The organism is Pseudomonas sp. NFACC02 (genome assembly GCF_900110765.1).
In the GTDB taxonomy this organism is placed as follows: Bacteria; Pseudomonadota; Gammaproteobacteria; order Pseudomonadales; family Pseudomonadaceae; genus Aquipseudomonas.
Genome location: NZ_FOEO01000008.1, coordinates 95,974 through 113,156, shown reverse-complemented (window position 1 = coordinate 113,156; position 17,183 = coordinate 95,974). Strand labels below are relative to the sequence as shown.

The window sequence follows — 17,183 nt, the reverse complement described above, 5'->3', positions numbered from 1 at the left end:
CATACTCATGGCAAGACGACGATCTAAAGAGCGGTAAACGCCCTGTAGGAGACGTCGGAGGTTACGACGGCAGCGAATGCGGTCTGTCAGGCGAATGTGCATGGCCTGACAGGACCGATTCGCCAGCAAGCCGGCTCCTACAGGTGAGCGCTTTTAGCTTCAGGCCAACTCTTTGAGTCGATGCCAAAGCATCCCCAGCGCCAGTAAAGGCGAGCGCAGATGTTTGCCGCCCGGGAACGTCATGTGTGGAACCTTGGCGAACAGCTCGAAACCACCGCTCTGCTGACCACTGATGGCTTCACCCAGTAACTTGCCCGCCAAATGTGTGGCGTTCAGGCCGTGCCCAGAATAGGCCTGTGCATAGAAGACGTTCGGATGCTCCTTCAAGCGCCCTATCTGCGGCAGCCGGTTGGCGCCGATGCCGATCATTCCGCCCCACTCGAAATCAATCTTTACGTCCTTGAGCTGCGGGAAGACCTTGAGCATTTTCGGCTGCATGTACGCGCCGTTGTCGTGCGGATCGCGCCCGGAATAGTGGCAGGCGCCGCCGAACAGCAGCCGCTTGTCGGCCGAGAGCCTGAAGTAGTCCACCGCCACGCGCTGGTCACACATGGCGGTGTTGCGCGGGAGCAGTTGGTGCGCCAGATCGTCGCCCAAGGGCTCGGTGGCGATGATGTAACTGCCTGCTGGCAGAACCTTGCCACTCAGTGTCGGGTCCAGATCGTTCAGATAAGCATTGCAGCCGAGCACCAGGGTATCGGCGCGGATCAGACCTTGCGCGGTATGCACCTTGAGCTGCGCCCCGTATTCGAGACGGACCACGGGCGAGTGTTCGAACAACTGCACCCCCAGCGATTGCGCGACGGCAGCCTCTCCCAATGCCAGGTTCAGCGGATGCAGGTGGCCCGATCCCATGTCCAGCATGCCACCAGCGTAACGGCCTGAGCCGATGAAGCTACGCAGGTTCTCGGGTGCGATTAGCTGTAATTCATGGCGATAGCCCAGTGCACGCAGCGCCTCTGCATCCTCGGCGAAACCCTCGAGCTCCTTGGGTTTGTTGGCCAGATCGCAATAGCCCCACGTAAGGTCACAGTCGATCCGGTACTGCTCCACGCGTTGACGGACGATCTCGACGGCTTCCAGCCCCATCAGCTTGAGCTCCCGCACGCCGTTGTCGCCGATCACGTCGCGAAAGCGCTCGACGTGATGACCAACGCCGCGAATCAGTTGCCCTCCGTTGCGGCCGCTGGCGCCCCAGCCAATCTTGTGCGCTTCGAGCAATGCGACACTCAATCCCCGTTCGGCCAGTTCGATCGCCGTGTTCAGCCCCGTGAACCCGCCACCCACCACGCAGACGTCGACCTTCACCTCGCCAGCGAGGGCTGGGTAATCGGGTTGGAGGTGGCTGCTGGCTGCGTAATAGGAGGCGGCGTGGCTGGCAGCGTGAGTGGGTCGAGCGCAGGCGTCCATGGCGGTTTTTTTCTCGGGGTGCTGTCTGGAAAATTTTACGGAGGTTAGCGACGTGACTGCGCAGGGGCAAGCGATGCCCGATATCGGCAAGTGAGCGGCGCAGCTCACTTCCACAGGTGGGCGGCAGGCTGCACGTTATCTGTCAGGCTGGAACTGGCTGATGCACAATGACTGTCTTTCACAGGGAAAACTCTCGCGATGAGCTGCAACAGCCAGAAAATCCGCGATTTGCGGCGGCAGATCCCGTCCTTCGACTGCGTGCCCGGTTGCCACGATTGCTGTGGACCGGTGACGACGTCGTCCGAGGAAATGGCGCGCTTGCCACGCAAGACGGCCGCCGAGCAGGAAGCCGCGCTCAATGAATTGAACTGTGTGCATTTGGGGCCCCACGGTTGCACGGTGTATGACGAGCGCCCGTTGATCTGTCGGTTGTTCGGCACCACGCCGACCCTGCCATGCCCCAACGGTCGCCGTCCTGAAGTGCTGATTCACCCGCGGGTAGAGAAACAGGTGCATGAGTACATTGCGTCGACGCGGCAGGTGTTGGTTTGATTGGCGCCACCCATCCCTGTAGGAGCGTGGCTTGTCCCGCGATCTGTCGCGAAGCGGCAGCAAAATCAGGCAACCGAGCCGTATCTGATGCACCGCATTCTCCGGATTTGCGGCCGGTTCCCGCCCGATCGCGGGACAAGCCACGCTCCTACGGATAACGTGCGGCGCTCATTATTCCGGAATCGGCAGGTTCAGACTCTCCTTCACCTCTTCCATCACGATATAGCTCTTGGACTCGCGCACATGCGGCAGTTTGAGCAGGATGTCGCCTAACAGCTTCCGATAAGAGGCCATCTCCGAGATGCGCGCTTTCACCAAATAGTCGAAGTCGCCCGAGACAAGGTGGCACTCCAGCACATGAGGCAGTTTGAGGACCGCCCGGCGGAATTCTTCAAACGTGTCGCCCGATTTGTAATCCAGACTGATCTCGACGAACACCAGCAGACTAGCCTTCAGGTTCTGCGGGTTGAGCCGGGCGTTGTAACCCATGATGATGCCTTCGCGCTCAAGGCGACGGACCCGCTCTGTACAAGGCGTGGTAGAGAGGCCCACGCGTTCGCCCAGTTCCGTGAAGGAAATCCTGCCGTCGCCCTGAAGGATGCGCAGGATGCTGCGATCGATCTTGTCCAGTTCACGTTTTGACTGGTGTTGGGTGCGCATTGCAAACCCTCTCTCTGCTAAAGCCCTGGTTGGCGGGAAGTAACGCTGAATATAGGCGCTTATATAGTTAAAAGCACTGCCTGAAGCTTCATATACTGCCCACATCCTTGCTTAAAACTTCAAAACGTCAGCGGATATCCGCGATGAGGAAATCAACATGCGCGTTCTGGTCCTTGGAAGTGGCGTAATCGGTGTCACCAGTGCTTACTATCTGGCCCGTGCGGGCTTCGAGGTGACGGTTGTAGACCGTCAGCCTGCCGCTGCCATGGAAACCAGTTTCGCCAACGCCGGGCAGGTGTCGCCGGGTTACGCATCGCCATGGGCCGCGCCGGGCGTACCGCTCAAGGCCATCAAATGGTTGTTGCAGCGCCACGCGCCGTTGGCGATCAAGGCAACGGCCGACATCGATCAATACCTGTGGATGGCGCAGATGCTGCGCAACTGCACGCAAAGCCGTTATGCGGTGAACAAGGAGCGCATGGTGCGTCTGTCCGAGTACAGCCGCGATTGCCTTGACGAACTGCGCGCAGAAACCGGCATCGCCTACGAAGGCCGCAGCCTGGGCACCACGCAACTGTTCCGTACGCAAGAGCAACTGGACAACGCCGCCAAGGACATCGCCGTTCTTGAGCAGGCCGGTGTCCCTTACGAAGTCCTGGATCGCGAAGGCATTGCCCGTGTCGAGCCTGCACTGGCCAGCGTCAGCAACATCCTCAGCGGCGCGCTGCGGCTGCCAAACGACCAGACGGGCGATTGCCAGTTGTTCACCACGCGTCTGGCCGAAATGTGTGTGAAATTGGGCGTTGAATTTCGATTCGGCCAGTCGATCGAGTCTATCGACTTCGCCGGAGACCGGATCAACGGCGTGCGCGTCAACGGCAAACTGGAAACGGCTGATCGTTACGTGCTGGCGTTGGGCAGCTACTCGCCGCAATTGCTCAAGCCGCTGGGCATCAAGGCGCCGGTTTACCCGCTCAAGGGTTACTCGCTGACCGTGCCAATCACCAACCCTGACATGGCACCGACATCGACGATTCTCGACGAGACCTACAAAGTCGCGATTACCCGCTTCGACAACCGTATTCGGGTGGGCGGGATGGCGGAGATCGCCGGTTTTGACCTGTCGCTCAATCCTCGTCGGCGTGAAACGCTGGAGATGATCGTCAACGATCTCTATCCTCAGGGCGGCGATCTGAGCGAGGCCAGTTTCTGGACCGGCCTGCGTCCAACCACGCCGGACGGCACGCCCATTGTCGGCGCCACGCCGTATCGCAACCTGTTCCTCAATACCGGTCACGGCACGCTTGGCTGGACCATGGCCTGCGGTTCCGGTCGTTTGCTGGCGGATCTCATCGCCCGCAAGAAACCACAGATCAGTGCCGAAGGCCTCGATATTTCCCGCTACGGAAGCTCCAAGGAGATCGCAAAACATGTCAATCCAGCGCCAGCTCACCAATGAGCGCATGAGCCAGATCGTCGTCCACAACGGCACCGTTTACCTTGCCGGACAAGTGGGTGACGACATGGCGGCGGGCGTCGAACAGCAGACCCGCGAGGCGCTCAATTCCATCGAGCGCCTGCTGGACCTGGCCGGTACCGACAAGACCCGCATTCTGTCGGTGACGATTTACCTGAAGGACATCGACGCGCACTTCGCCGGGATGAACAGCGTGTGGGACACGTGGCTGCCTAAAGGCGTCGCGCCCGCCCGCGCCACCGTCGAAGCCAAGCTGTGCGAGCCGGAAATTCTGGTTGAGTTCTCGGTGACGGCCGCATTGCCGTAACTCGTTCACACGTCTTTGTAGGAGCGTGGCTTGTCCCGCGATCGGCCGGGAACCGGTCGTAAAAGCTGAGTCCGGAATATCCCTGATACGCCGCATTCAGTAGATTGCTGCCGCTTTGCGCCAGATCGCGGGACAAGCCGCGCTCCTACAGAATCCGAAACTCCGATCAAGAAGCCTTGCCATGCGTCCAGCCCGCGCCCTCATCGATCTTTCCGCTCTGCGCCACAACTATCAACTGGCCCGTGAAACCACAGGCGCGAAGGCGCTTGCCGTGATCAAGGCCGATGCGTATGGCCACGGTGCCGTGCGCGTCGCCCAGGCATTGGAGGCTGAGGCAGACGGGTTCGCTGTCGCATGCATCGAAGAAGCGCTGGAGCTGCGTCTGGCGGGTATTCGTGCGCCGATTCTGTTGCTGGAAGGCTTCTTCGAGGCCGACGAGCTGGCACTGATCGTCGAGCACGATTTCTGGTGCGTGGTGCATTCGCTGTGGCAACTCGACGCCATCGAGCAGACTCCCGTCAGCAAACCGCTGAACATCTGGTTGAAGATGGATTCGGGCATGCACCGCGTGGGTATTCATCCGGCTGACTATCCAGCGGCTTACCAACGTCTGCTGGCCAGCGGAAAAGTCCTCAAGGTCGTGCTGATGAGTCACTTTGCCCGGGCAGACGAACTGGGCAGTGTTCGCACGGACGAACAAGTGGCGATCTTTCAGTCGGCTCGCGAAGGGTTGGCGGCCGAGGTCAGCCTACGCAACTCGCCCGGCGTGATGGGCTGGCCAAACGTGCCGAGCGACTGGGTACGTCCCGGCATTATGCTGTATGGCGCGACGCCCTTCGATCAGCCGCAGTCAGTCGCTGATCGCCTGCAGCCCGTGATGACACTGGAGTCCAGAGTGATCTGTGTGCGCGAACTGCCGGCCGGTGAGCCGGTGGGATACGGCGGGGCATTTGTCTCCGACCGCACGATGCGCATCGGCGTGGTTGCGATGGGGTATGCCGACGGTTATCCGCGTCAGGCGCCGACCGGTACGCCAGTGATGATCGATGGACATCGCAGTCAGCTATTGGGGCGCGTGTCGATGGACATGCTGTGTGTCGACCTGACCCACGTACCGGGCGCAGGCTTGGGCAGCCGCGTGGAGCTGTGGGGAAAAAACGTGCTGGCCAGCGACGTCGCCACCCACGCCGGGACCATTCCTTATCAGATTTTCTGCAACCTCAAGCGCGTGCCAAGGCTCTATTCCGGGGATTGATCGCGCTCGTCGCTTCATTCGTCCGAACCGTCTGCGGCCCATGGCGGCCGCCGGTCTCTTTGCTAATCTGGTCAAGTGTTGTAAATACTGAACGCGGTCGCCATCATGGCGGCCACTTGACCGTATTCGATTATCAGGAGGACTCCCGCATTGGACGTCGGTGAACGACTGCAATCCATTCGTAAACTCAAAGGTCTGTCCCAGCGTGAACTCGCCAAGCGAGCGGGCGTGACCAACAGCACCATTTCCATGATCGAGAAAAACAGCGTCAGCCCCTCGATCAGTTCCCTGCGCAAGGTGCTGGGCGGCATACCGATGTCCATGGTGGAGTTTTTTTCGGAAGAGCTTGAGCCAGAAAACCCGACTCAGGTGGTCTACAAGGCCAGTGAACTGATCGATATTTCGGACGGCGCCGTCACCATGAAACTGGTGGGCAAGTCTCATCCAGACAGAGCCATCGCGTTCCTGACCGAGGTCTATCCGCCAGGCGCCGACACGGGCGAGGAAATGCTCGTTCACGAGGGCGAAGAGACCGGCATTCTGATTGAGGGGCGACTGGAGCTGGTCGTTGGCCTCGATACTTATGTGCTTGAGGCGGGCGACAGCTACTATTTTGAAAGCACCCGACCGCATCGCTTCCGTAATCCGTTTGACGTTCCGGCGCGACTCATCAGCGCTGCCACGCCCGCGAATTTCTGATCCGCGACCCCTCCCGACCTGAGCCATCAGGCGGGGCAGGACGAGCCCGAAGCAACAGGTCGACGCACGAATAACCCTGCTGTGTTCAGGGATGTAACGACCCACGGGCTACCCGCTATACTTTCGCCGTCTGCGGCTTACCGTGACCGCAGGGGCGTTATAGCCACCATGAGGGTGAAAGCGTGAACCTTACTAATAAGATCCTGGCTGCCATTGCACTCCTCGCGTTTTGGGCTTTTAACGCCCAGGCCTCCACCAGCGATGACCTCGCTAAACGACTCGAACCGGTCGGACAAGTCTGCATCCAGGGCAAGGAATGTCCGGGCATGGACGTGGCCGCGACGGCGGGTGGGGCAGGTGGCGCCAAGTCCCCTGACGACGTGATCGGCAAACACTGCAATGCCTGCCATGGCTCCGGATTGCTGGGCGCGCCAAAAATCGGCGACAGCGCCGATTGGGGCAAGCGCGCCAAAGACCAGGGCGGCCTTGACGGCCTGTTGGCCAAGGCGATCAGCGGCATCAACTCCATGCCACCAAAAGGCACCTGCGCCGATTGCTCGGATGAAGAGCTCAAAGGTGCGATCAAGAAGATGTCCGGGTTGCAGTAACCCCTCTCTGGCTGCCGAAGAACCGCTCGGGATGAATAGATCCCGCGCGGTTTTTTGTATGCGCGACACAGGCTTTTGTAGGATGGGCGACTGGGCATGATGCAGTAATTCCCGCCGATCCCCGGTCCAACCTCCATCTAATAACAATCCAGGAGAGGCCGGATGCCGCATTCCTGCTCGATCGAGCAAGCTGTCGATCATGTACTGGCTGAGCTGCCTGCCCACATTCGCATGGGCATGCCATTGGGACTGGGCAAGCCCAACCGGTTCGCAAACGCGTTGTACGCCCGCATCAAATCCCTACCTGACCGACAACTGACGATCTACACGGCGTTATGCCTGGGAAGGCCTGCGGCGGGGGACGGCTTGCAGGGCCGCTTTCTCGAGCCCTTTCTTGAGCGCGTATTTGGGGACTATCCCGAGCTGGATTTTCTGGCTGATCTGCACAAGGACAACCTGCCGCCGAACGTACAGGTCGAGCAGTTCTTCATGCAGCCCGGCAGCTTGTTGAACAGTCACCAGGCGCAGCAGGACTATGTCAGCAGCAACTACAGTCATGCGGCACGGGACATCAACGCCAGTGGCCTGAACCTGATCGCGCAGCTGGTGGCGCATGATCCGCAGCACAGTGACCGGTTAAGCCTGAGCTGCAACCCCGACATCACCCTCGACCTCTTGCCCATGGTGGAGAAACGTCGGTTTCAGGGTGAAACCATTCTGGTGCTGGGGCATGTTCACGCTGACCTCCCGTACATGCCGGGTGATGCCGAGGTGAGCATCGACACTTTCGATCTGTTGATCGAACACGAAGAGCGCAGCACGCTGTTTTCCACGCCAAACATGCCGGTCGGGTTTCAGGATCACTTCATTGGCCTGTACGCCAGCACCCTGGTCCGTGACGGCGGCACCTTGCAGATCGGTATCGGCTCCATGGGCGATGCGCTGACCGCAGCCCTGTTGGCCCGACAAGCTGACAACGAAGCGTATCGCGCCTGCCTCGCGGAACTGGACGGTATCTCTACCTGGAAGCCGCTGATCGAAGCAGAAGGCGGCGTGATGCCGTTTGCCGCAGGTTTGTATGGCTGCAGCGAAATGCTGGTCAACGGGCTGTTGGCGCTACTGGACGCTGGCATTATCCGGCGTAAGGTATACCCCGACGCGGCATTGCAGAAGCTGGCCAATGCCGGGCTGCTGGATGAGTCCCTGCACGGGAACGGCGTGATGATCCATGGCGGCTTCTTTCTGGGGCCGCGTAGCTTCTATGACCGCCTGCGGGAATTGACGCCCGCTCAGATGGCCCAGATCAACATGACCGCCATCAGCTACATCAACGAGCTGTATGGCGACGAAACGCTCAAGCGGCTGCAGCGACGCGATGCGCGATTCATCAACAGCGCGTTCACCGTCACGCTGCTCGGCGCAGCCGTTTCCGACCAATTGGCCGATGGGCGTGTGGTCAGCGGCGTCGGCGGGCAATACAACTTCGTTGCCCAGGCCCACGCGCTGGAAGGCGCGCGCTCGATTTTGATTCTGCGCAGCTGGCGGGAGTCGGGCGGGGAAGTGAGCTCCAATATCGTCTGGGAATACGGACACACGACGATTCCCCGGCATTTGCGGGACATCGTCATCACCGAGTACGGCATTGCCGATCTGCGCGGCAAGACCGATGCCGCCGTGATCGAAGCCTTGCTCAACATTGCCGATTCACGCTTTCAGCCGGCGTTGATCGAACAGGCGCAGAAGGCGGGCAAGCTTCCCAAAGGATTTCGTCTCGACCCGTTGTTCAGCCAGAACACCCCGGAACGGTTAAAGGACATCCGCGACCGCTTTCCTTCGTTGTTTATCGAATACCCGTTGGGCACCGATTTCACACCCCCTGAGCGAGATCTATTGCGCGCACTGAACTGGCTGAAGAGCAAGTTCAAGCTCACCGAACTCATCGACCTTGGCAAGGCAACGCTGGAAGCCCCGGAACCCGATGCATTCCCCGAACATCTGCAACGGATGGGGCTGGATCAGCCGCAAGGGCTACGGGAGGAGCTGTACCAACGACTGCTGCTGGCAGGGTTGCAGGCAACGAATCAGGATTTTCGGCGCTGTGGATGAACCTGTGGGAGCTTGCTCTGGTCCTCGGACGTCCCCCACAGGGACCGGGTTGACGCTCGCACTCGTGTTCGGCCCCAGACCTGTGGGAGCCGGCTTGCTGGCGAATGCGTCAGGTCAGCAACATCAATAGTGACTGACGCACCGCGTTCGTCCGAATTGCGGCCCATACCCTCGTAACCTCGGACGTCTCCCACAGGATTCGGGTTGATGCATAGACTTGGGTCCAGACCTCAGAGGGTTTCTGGATTCAGGAACAGGTTTTGATCACCAGCAATACCGCCGCAATCATCCCGGTCAGCGCAAACAACTGCTGCAACCGTGGTCCGGCCAGAAACCGCGCGATGTGGCGTCCGATCATCAACCCGACAATGGCGCCCAAGGCAAACGGCAAACCCACGGCCCAGTGCATCACGCCGCTGACGCTGGCAGTGATGACACTGGCAATCGACACCAGTGCAATCACCGCCAGCGAGGTAGCGACGATGCTTTTCATGTCCAGGTCGGTGTAACGGGTCAGTGCCGGAATGATCACGAACCCCCCGCCGACGCCAAGCAGCCCCGACAGCACACCCGACATCACACCGGTGATCGCCAGTGAACGCGCGCACGGCAAGGTCCAGCGCAGGCGACCTTCCAGTGGATTAAGCACGCACGGCAAAAATGCCGCGCGTGACGCAGGCTGACCATGGTGCAGTTCGTGAGCGGCCTTGCGATACATCCGCGCGCAGGCATAGACCAGCACCACGGCGAACCCCAGCGCCAGCGGTGTATTGGGTAGTTGATGAGCGAGCCATAAGCCCAGCGGCGCGAAGCAGACGCCGATCATCGCAATGAACAAGGCTGCGCGATAGCGCACGATGCCCTGACGCAATCCCAACAGCGCACCGACGGCGGCGGCCAGCCCGACCGCCAATAGGCCGACGGGCGCGGCTTCGACCATCGACAGACCCAGTCCGAACACCAGAAGAGGCACCGCGAGAATACCGCCCCCCGCGCCGGTCAGTGCCAATACGGCGCCAATGATGGTGCCTAGCCCGGCTCCGATCAGTTCATGTTCAGGCATTGTCGGTGATATCCACCGTGGTGGTCGGTCGGGCCAGCCACTCGCGTCCCTTGAGCATGGCGTGCCAGTAGATAGGCGGCAGTATCCCGGCTTTCAACCACCAGGCCAGTCGCGTAGGACGCCGTCCGTCGAGCAGCCAGGTCGGGAAGCTCGGGGCGACTTTGCCGCCGTAGGTGAACTCGGCGAGGACGATCTTGCCCCGCTCAACGGTCAGCGGGCAGGAGCCATAGCCGTCGTACCGGGTCAGATGTGCCCGCCGGCTCAGTGCCACCAACACGTTGTTGGCGACCACGGGCGCCTGTTTTCTCGCAGCCGCCGCCGTCTTGGCGTTGCTGGTGTTGGTCGCATCGCCGAGCCCGTGGACATTGGCGAATTGACGATGGCGCAAGGTTGCGGGATCGACATCAACCCAGCCAGCGGCATCGGCCAGCGGACTCTGTCGAATGAAGTCCGGCGCGGTCTGCGGCGGCACCACGTGAAGCATGTCGAAGGCGTGTTCGGTGGTTTCGCTGGAGCCATCGGCCAGCGTCCGGACGAACGTTGCGACTTGGCGTGGACCATCGACCGCCACCAGTCTCGACCCGAACTTCAGGTCGATGGCGTATTTGCGCACGTACTCCATCAGTGCAGGTACATACTCGGCGACGCCGAACAGCACGCCGCCCGCGTTATGAAACTCTGTGTTGATGTGCGCAAGGCGCGCCGACCGGGCCCAGTGATCACAGGACAGGTACATAGCCTTCTGCGGCGCACCGGCGCATTTGATGGGCATCGGCGGCTGCGTGAACAGTGCGCGGCCCTGTTTGAGTTGCTGAACCAGTCGCCAGGTGTAGGGCGCCAGATCGTAACGGTAATTGGACGTCACGCCATGACGGCCCAGGGTTTCGCGAAGGCCGTCGATGGCATTCCAGTCCAGTTTCAGGCCCGGGCAGACCACCAGTTGCTCGTAGCCTATGACCCGACCATCGTCTAGCGTGACGCAGTTCTCGGTCGGATCGAAGCGCTCAACGGCTGCTTTTATCCACCGGGCCTTGGCGGGAATCACCGTGGCCATGCTGCGGGCGGTGGATTCGGGCTGAAAGAGACCGGCGCCGACCATGGTCCAGCCAGGCTGGTAGTAGTGCGTGTCGGCGGGGTCGACCAATGCGATGTCCAGTGACGCATCGCGGGCCAGCAGGCTGGATGCGGTGGCAACGCCCGCCGCGCCTGCGCCGATGATCAGGATTTGATGATGGTTCTTGTTGCCAGGCATGGTGTCGTTTCCCAAATAAAGCTGAAGACGGGCATCGATAACAATCGGCGCGGGCGCCGGAGGATCACAGGGCGTTAATCGGGATCTTCAGATACCGCACACCGTTGTCTTCCGGTTCTGGAAGGCGTCCGCCGCGCATGTTGATCTGCACCGACGGAAGGATCAGCACAGGCATGTCCAGCGTCGCATCGCGTTTCTCGCGCATCTGTACAAAAGCATCCTCATCGATGCCTTCGTGGACATGGATGTTGTGGGCCCGCTGTTCGGCAACGGTGGTCATGTACCTCAGCTCCCGGCCGTCGGGCAGGTAGTCGTGGCACATGAACAGGCGTGTTTGTGGCGGCAGGCTGAGAATCCTGCCAATCGAGCGGTACAGCGTGCGCGCGTTGGCCCCTGGAAAGTCGCAGCGCGCCGTGCCGTAATCGGGCATGAACAGCGTGTCGCCGACAAACCCCACGGTCTGGCCATCGGCTTCGATGAGATAGGTCATGCAGGCGGGCGTATGGCCGGGCGTGTGCATGGCACGGGCCTGCAGGGACCCGATCTGAAAATGCGTGTCATCTTCCAGCAACCAGTCGAACTGGCTGCCATCGCGCGCGAATTCTCCCTTGGCGTTGAACAGCGTGCCGAACACCTTCTGCACCTGGGTGATGTGGCTGCCGATGGCGATCGCGCCGCCAAGTTGCGCTTTCAGATACGCCGCCGCCGAGACATGGTCGGCATGGACATGGGTTTCCAGAATCCATTCGACCGAGACGCCCAGTTCGCGAACCCTGGCGATCAGCTTGTCCGCCGACTCGGTGTGCGTCCTTCCGGATTTGGGGTCGTAGTCCAGCACGCTGTCGATCAAAGCGGCCTTGAGGGTCGAGCGGTCAACGACCAGGTAACTGATGGTCCAGGTCTGCGGGTCGAAAAACGCCTCCACGCACAATGTTTCGCCGATGTTCATGGGGTCTCTCCTGAAGATGCCTGATGCCAGACAGGTTGGCAGTCGCCGCGGTAAGGGATCAATATCCATGCCAGCGTGGTTTTCGAGCCGATAGGCAGTTCTATAAGGGGTTGTGCAGCCAGCGTCGCGAGAAGCGAAGATTTTTCCTGCCATAAATGGCAGTCGTATGGCAGTCAGCGGCAGTCGTTGGCAGTGAAGCGGTCAAAGGAGTACCCTCGCTCGACGCGCAGGAGACCCAAATGGCCAACGCTTCAAACGCTCTTTCCAGCCCGCAGATGCAGGCGCTGGTGTCTTATCTCGAGCACGACACTCATCCCACCATTGTGTTGGACGTGGACTACAACATCGTCGCAGCCAACACCGCGTATCAGCGTCAGTTCGGGGTAGAGGGCCGGCCGCATGTCGGCGCCAAGTGCTATCAAGTGTCCCATCAGTTCGCCGTACCCTGCGATCAGGCCGGCGAGCACTGTCCGATGCGCAAAGCCTCGGAAACCCGAGTGCCGGAACGCGTGCTGCACATTCATCACACGCCCCGTGGTCCTGAGCATGTCGACGTGGAGCTGCGGCCGATTCTGGATGCCCAAGGCGAGGTGTTTGCGTATGTCGAGCGGCTGAACAGCGTGGCCGTGGCATCCGTGCAGCCGCAACAAAGTGGGTTGGTCGGGCGCTCGGCTGCCTTCAAGGAAGCGCTGACAGCGCTCCAGCGTGCCGCGCCCTCGCCGATTCCCGTGTTGCTGCAAGGCGAGTCGGGGACTGGCAAGGAGTTGTTTGCCCGCGCGCTGCACGCGGCAAGTCCCAGAGCCAGTGGGCCGTTGGTGGTGGTCGATTGCACCGGTCTGACCGAATCATTGCTGGAGAGCGAACTGTTCGGCTACGAAAAGGGCGCGTTTACCGGCGCTTTGCAGCGCAAGATCGGTCTGGCGGAAAGCGCGCATGGCGGGACACTGTTTCTTGATGAGATCGGTGAAGTGCCGTTGGCAATGCAGGTGAAACTGCTGCGTCTGATTGAGTCAGGGAGCTTTCGTCCCGTCGGCAGCCTGCGCACGGTTCATTCGGATTTCCGATTGGTCGCGGCCACGCATAAGCCGCTCAAGGAGATGGTCGCAACGGGGACTTTCCGCCAGGACCTGTTCTATCGCATCAGCGCGTTCCCGATCCGTCTGCCTTCCTTGCGAGAGCGCAGTGACGACTTGCCGCTGTTGATCGAAAGCCTGTTGCGTCGGCTGGCCCCGGGCGCTGCACCGAGGGTCGATGACGACGCGATGAAGGTGCTGAAGCTGTATCCGTTTCCCGGCAACATTCGCGAACTGCGCAACATCATGGAACGCGCACGGCTGTTCACGGACGACGGTGTGATCCGGGCGCAGGACTTGCCCCCGGAAGTGCGTGCCCAGCAGTCTTCGCTTCCGGCCATCCGTTCTGCGGGGCGCAATGATCTGGAGTTGCTAGCGCATGCGCTGCAAACCTTCGACGGCTCGCGCAGTGAGTTGGCGAAACATTTGGGGCTAAGCGAGCGGACCCTGTATCGGCGACTGAAAGCGTTGGGAATTAACGCCTGAGCTTTCGCTGCCCTCGTAACCTCGGACGTCTCCTACAGGGAATCGCGTCGTTCCAAAGACATGAGCGCGACGCGGATACTGTAGGAGCCGGCTTGCTGGCGAATGCAATGGGTCAGCACCATCAACGGCGACTGACCCACTGCCTTCGCTGCCCTCCGTAACCTCGGACGTCTCCCACAGGGTCCGGGTCGTTCCGATTACCTGAGCACGCCGCTGATACGGTGGGAGCCGGCTTGCTGGCGAATGCGGTGGGTCAGCAACATCGACTGTGACTGACCCACTGCCTTTGTCCGAATTGCGGCCCATACCCTCGTAACCTCGGACGTGTCCTACAGGATCTGGCTGACGCACGAACCTATGTCCAGACCGCAGACCTGTGTGGCCAGCTCCCGGCAGCAAATCCTGACACCTTGTCGGTATCAATCGACGAACGTCACCACGCCGCCATTCAGCGATTTGACGCGTGCCAGCGACTCAACGCGATAGCCCTGAGCGTCCAGTTCGGCACGGCCGCCCTGGAACGACTTCTCGATCACGATACCCAGCCCGGCCACGGTCGCGCCGGCCTGTTTGATGATCGAAATCAGCGCCTGGGATGCTTTGCCGTTGGCCAGGAAGTCATCGATGATCAGCACGCGGTCGCTGCTGGTCAGGTGCCGGGTGCTGATGGCAATGGTGCTCTCGGTCTGCTTGGTGAAGGAGTACACCGTCGCGGAGAACAGGTTTTCAGTCAGCGTCAGCGATTGATGTTTACGCGCAAAGATCACCGGAATGCCCAGCTTCAGGCCGGTCATCACCGCAGGCGCGATGCCCGACGCTTCGATGGTGACGATCTTGGTGATTCCCGAGTGGGCAAACAACGTGGCGAACTCGTCACCGATCTGCTGCATCAGGACCGGGTCGATCTGATGGTTCAGAAACGCGTCGACCTTCAATACCTGGTCGGAAAGTACGATGCCTTCCTCGCGAATTTTCTTGTGCAGTGCTTCCACGTCGGTGTTCCTCAGGGCGCAAAACGCGCGAAATTGATGTTTATCTTTTCAGCATGGCGCGAATGTCCGCCAATGCCGTATTGCCGCGAACGGCCTTCACCTCGGTGGGTGTGTCGTCGTTGCCTTCCCAGGCCAGATCGTCCGGTGGCAGCTCATCGAGGAAACGGCTGGGCAGGCAGTCGATGATCTCGCCGTATTGCTTGCGTTTGGCTGCAAATGTGAACGCCAGCGTCTGACGGGCGCGGGTGATGCCCACGTAAGCCAGACGGCGTTCTTCCTCGATGGTGTCGGCCTCGATGCTGGAACGGTGCGGGAGAATTTCCTCTTCCATGCCCATGATGAACACGTAAGGAAACTCCAGGCCCTTGGAAGCGTGCAAGGTCATCATCTGCACACCCTCGGCGCCGTCTTCCTCTTCCTGCTGGCGTTCGAGCATGTCGCGCAGGACCAGCTTGCCGATGGCCTCCTCGATGGTCATGCCACCTTCTTCATCCTTCTCCAGCGTGTTTTTCAGCGCTTCGATCAGGAACCACACGTTGCCCATGCGGTAATCGGCGGCTTTGTCGCTGGAACTGTTCTGACGAATCCAGTTCTCGTAATCGATGTCCATGACCATGCTGCGCAGCGCCGCGATCGGGTCCTGCGTCGCGCACTGCTGACGCACGCCGTCCATCCAGTGCTTGAAGCGCTTGAGGCGGTCGGTGAATCGACTGTCCAGGTGCTCGCCCAGGCCGATTTCGTCGGTGGCCGCGTACATCGACACCTTGCGTTCGGTGGCGTAGTTGCCGAGTTTTTCCAGCGTAGTCGAGCCGATCTCCCGGCGTGGCACGTTGATCACGCGCAGAAAGGCGTTGTCGTCATCCGGGTTCACCAGCAGGCGGAAGTAGGCCATCAGGTCTTTCACTTCCTGGCGGCCGAAGAAGCTGTTCCCGCCCGACAACCGATAGGGAATCTGATGATGCTGAAGCTTCAGTTCAATCAGCTTCGCCTGATAGTTACCGCGATAAAGGATTGCAAAATCGCTGTACGGCCGGTCGGTGCGCAGGTGCAGGCTGAGGATTTCCACGGCCACGCGCTCCGCTTCGGCGTCTTCGTTCTTGCAGCGGATCACACGGATTTCATCGCCGTGGCCCATCTCGCTCCACAGTTGCTTCTCGAAGGCATGGGGGTTGTTGGCGATCAGCACGTTAGCGCAGCGCAGAATGCGGCTGGTGGACCGGTAGTTCTGCTCCAGCATCACCACTTTGAGCGAGGGGTAGTCGTCCTTGAGCAGCATCAGGTTCTCCGGCCGAGCACCACGCCAGGCGTAGATCGACTGGTCGTCGTCGCCCACCACGGTGAACTGGCAACGGGTCCCAATGAGCATTTTCACCAGCAGGTACTGGCTGGCGTTGGTGTCTTGGTATTCGTCCACGAGCAGGTAGCGGACCTTGTGCTGCCACTTTTCCAGAATGTCGGCGTGCTCTTCGAACAGCTTCACCGGCAGCAGGATCAGGTCATCGAAGTCCACCGCGTTGTACGCCTTGAGCGTGCGCTGATAGTGGGTGTAGACGATGGCAGCGGTCTGCTCTTTGGGGTTTCGGGCGTTTTCCAGGGCCTGGGCCGGCAGGATCAGGTCGTTCTTCCAGGCGCCGATCATGTTCTTGATCTCGTCGACGCCGTCGTCGCCCGAATATTCCTTCTGCATGATGTCGGTCATCAGAGCCTTGACGTCGGTCTCGTCGAAGATCGAGAAACCGGGTTTGTAGCCCAGCCGTGCATGCTCCTTGCGGATGATGTTCAACCCGAGGTTGTGGAACGTCGAAACCGTCAGACCGCGACCTTCGCCGCTGCGCAGAAGGGTGCCGACCCGTTCCTTCATCTCCCGCGCCGCCTTGTTGGTAAACGTCATGGCGACGATGTACTGCGCGCGAATGCCACAGTTCTGAATAAGGTGGGCAATCTTGCGCGTGATCACGCTGGTCTTGCCGGAGCCAGCACCGGCGAGCACCAAAAGAGGGCCGCCGACGTAGTTCACGGCTTCTTGTTGCCGAGGATTGAGTCGGGACATGAGGAAATAGAGGGATCGTTGAAAAATGGGCGGGCATTTTAACAGGGTCGACGGATTGTGGAGCGACCGTCCGACACTGTGATGCGCCGCGCTATCTATATTTCCCCGTTTTGTTACATTTGCGCATCACGCGGATGAGTGCCGCGTTTGATGACCCTCGTTTGAGGGGGCATCAACGTCTTTG

General features: G+C 60.4%; 15 protein-coding genes. 8 read left to right on the top strand and 7 right to left on the bottom strand.

Annotated features, from left to right (window positions below; translation table 11 throughout):
- Positions 1–159: 159 nt before the first annotated feature.
- Positions 160–1,470: an NAD(P)/FAD-dependent oxidoreductase gene (locus BMY73_RS09825; RefSeq protein WP_092406760.1), complete on the bottom strand. Its 1,311-nt coding sequence runs from the start codon at positions 1,468–1,470 to the stop codon at positions 160–162.
- A 198-nt stretch (positions 1,471–1,668) separates the two neighbouring features.
- Between BMY73_RS09825 and BMY73_RS09820 the strand changes: the two genes are divergently transcribed.
- The gene (locus BMY73_RS09820) at positions 1,669–2,022 is read left to right on the top strand and encodes a YkgJ family cysteine cluster protein (RefSeq protein ID WP_092406758.1); all 354 of its coding nucleotides are present in this window, start codon (positions 1,669–1,671) and stop codon (positions 2,020–2,022) included.
- 171 nt (positions 2,023–2,193) lie between these two features.
- On the opposite strand, the gene BMY73_RS09815 is transcribed toward BMY73_RS09820, so the two are convergent.
- Positions 2,194–2,682 carry an Lrp/AsnC ligand binding domain-containing protein gene (locus BMY73_RS09815; RefSeq protein WP_092406756.1) on the bottom strand — a complete coding sequence of 163 codons (489 nt, stop codon included), beginning with the start codon at positions 2,680–2,682 and terminating at the stop codon, positions 2,194–2,196.
- Positions 2,683–2,839: 157 nt separating this feature from the next.
- Here BMY73_RS09815 and dadA point away from each other — a divergent pair, with 157 nt between their 5' ends.
- From dadA to BMY73_RS09785, 6 genes are all read left to right on the top strand, one after another.
- Positions 2,840–4,141, top strand: a complete 1,302-nt coding sequence (dadA, locus tag BMY73_RS09810) for a D-amino acid dehydrogenase (protein ID WP_092406754.1) — start codon at positions 2,840–2,842, stop codon at positions 4,139–4,141.
- A complete protein-coding gene (locus tag BMY73_RS09805; protein ID WP_062379749.1) occupies positions 4,113–4,466 on the top strand; it encodes a RidA family protein in 354 nt (117 codons plus the stop codon). The genes dadA and BMY73_RS09805 overlap by 29 nt, the downstream gene beginning before the upstream one ends.
- Positions 4,467–4,647: 181 nt before the next feature.
- Complete coding sequence (gene alr, locus BMY73_RS09800; RefSeq protein WP_092406752.1) at positions 4,648–5,721, top strand: alanine racemase; 1,074 nt, start codon at positions 4,648–4,650, stop codon at positions 5,719–5,721.
- A 150-nt stretch (positions 5,722–5,871) separates the two neighbouring features.
- On the top strand, positions 5,872–6,420 hold the full coding sequence (locus BMY73_RS09795) for a cupin domain-containing protein (protein ID WP_062379745.1): 549 nt from the start codon (positions 5,872–5,874) through the stop codon (positions 6,418–6,420).
- A gap of 182 nt (positions 6,421–6,602) precedes the next feature.
- Positions 6,603–7,028 carry a c-type cytochrome gene (locus BMY73_RS09790; protein WP_092406750.1) on the top strand — a complete coding sequence of 142 codons (426 nt, stop codon included), beginning with the start codon at positions 6,603–6,605 and terminating at the stop codon, positions 7,026–7,028.
- A gap of 162 nt (positions 7,029–7,190) precedes the next feature.
- Positions 7,191–9,134, top strand: a complete 1,944-nt coding sequence (locus BMY73_RS09785; RefSeq protein ID WP_092406748.1) for an acetyl-CoA hydrolase/transferase C-terminal domain-containing protein — start codon at positions 7,191–7,193, stop codon at positions 9,132–9,134.
- Between the two features lie 247 nt (positions 9,135–9,381).
- Here BMY73_RS09785 and BMY73_RS09780 read toward each other — a convergent pair whose 3' ends face one another.
- The 3 genes from BMY73_RS09780 to BMY73_RS09770 form a co-directional block, all read right to left on the bottom strand.
- Positions 9,382–10,197, bottom strand: coding sequence for a sulfite exporter TauE/SafE family protein (locus BMY73_RS09780; RefSeq protein ID WP_092406746.1), 816 nt, complete (start codon positions 10,195–10,197; stop codon positions 9,382–9,384).
- Positions 10,190–11,449: an NAD(P)/FAD-dependent oxidoreductase gene (locus BMY73_RS09775; protein ID WP_092406744.1), complete on the bottom strand. Its 1,260-nt coding sequence runs from the start codon at positions 11,447–11,449 to the stop codon at positions 10,190–10,192. The genes BMY73_RS09780 and BMY73_RS09775 overlap by 8 nt, the downstream gene beginning before the upstream one ends.
- Positions 11,450–11,513: 64 nt before the next feature.
- A complete protein-coding gene (locus BMY73_RS09770) occupies positions 11,514–12,398 on the bottom strand; it encodes an MBL fold metallo-hydrolase (protein ID WP_092406742.1) in 885 nt (294 codons plus the stop codon).
- 239 nt (positions 12,399–12,637) lie between these two features.
- Between BMY73_RS09770 and BMY73_RS09765 the strand changes: the two genes are divergently transcribed.
- A complete protein-coding gene (locus BMY73_RS09765) occupies positions 12,638–13,957 on the top strand; it encodes a sigma-54 interaction domain-containing protein (RefSeq protein ID WP_092406740.1) in 1,320 nt (439 codons plus the stop codon).
- Positions 13,958–14,376: 419 nt separating this feature from the next.
- Here the strand turns inward: BMY73_RS09765 and BMY73_RS09760 are convergent, their stop codons facing one another.
- Positions 14,377–14,949 (bottom strand): xanthine phosphoribosyltransferase, encoded by a 573-nt coding sequence (locus tag BMY73_RS09760; RefSeq protein WP_062379734.1) that lies wholly within the window; start codon positions 14,947–14,949, stop codon positions 14,377–14,379.
- 40 nt (positions 14,950–14,989) lie between these two features.
- A complete protein-coding gene (gene rep / locus BMY73_RS09755; RefSeq protein WP_092406738.1) occupies positions 14,990–16,999 on the bottom strand; it encodes a DNA helicase Rep in 2,010 nt (669 codons plus the stop codon).
- Between the last annotated feature and the right edge of the window lie 184 nt (positions 17,000–17,183).

Bases quoted from the DNA above. Each gene is read 5' to 3' on its own strand.
- BMY73_RS09805 (WP_062379749.1), top strand. From the start codon at position 4,113: ATGTCAATCCAGCGCCAGCTCACCAATGAGCGCATGAGCCAGATCGTC.
- BMY73_RS09820 (WP_092406758.1), top strand. From the start codon at position 1,669: ATGAGCTGCAACAGCCAGAAAATCCGCGATTTGCGGCGGCAGATCCCG.
- BMY73_RS09780 (WP_092406746.1), bottom strand. From the start codon at position 10,197: ATGCCTGAACATGAACTGATCGGAGCCGGGCTAGGCACCATCATTGGC.
- dadA (WP_092406754.1), top strand. From the start codon at position 2,840: ATGCGCGTTCTGGTCCTTGGAAGTGGCGTAATCGGTGTCACCAGTGCT.
- alr (WP_092406752.1), top strand. From the start codon at position 4,648: ATGCGTCCAGCCCGCGCCCTCATCGATCTTTCCGCTCTGCGCCACAAC.
- BMY73_RS09785 (WP_092406748.1), top strand. From the start codon at position 7,191: ATGCCGCATTCCTGCTCGATCGAGCAAGCTGTCGATCATGTACTGGCT.
- BMY73_RS09815 (WP_092406756.1), bottom strand. From the start codon at position 2,682: ATGCGCACCCAACACCAGTCAAAACGTGAACTGGACAAGATCGATCGC.
- BMY73_RS09770 (WP_092406742.1), bottom strand. From the start codon at position 12,398: ATGAACATCGGCGAAACATTGTGCGTGGAGGCGTTTTTCGACCCGCAG.
- rep (WP_092406738.1), bottom strand. From the start codon at position 16,999: ATGTCCCGACTCAATCCTCGGCAACAAGAAGCCGTGAACTACGTCGGC.
- BMY73_RS09775 (WP_092406744.1), bottom strand. From the start codon at position 11,449: ATGCCTGGCAACAAGAACCATCATCAAATCCTGATCATCGGCGCAGGC.
- BMY73_RS09825 (WP_092406760.1), bottom strand. From the start codon at position 1,470: ATGGACGCCTGCGCTCGACCCACTCACGCTGCCAGCCACGCCGCCTCC.
- BMY73_RS09765 (WP_092406740.1), top strand. From the start codon at position 12,638: ATGGCCAACGCTTCAAACGCTCTTTCCAGCCCGCAGATGCAGGCGCTG.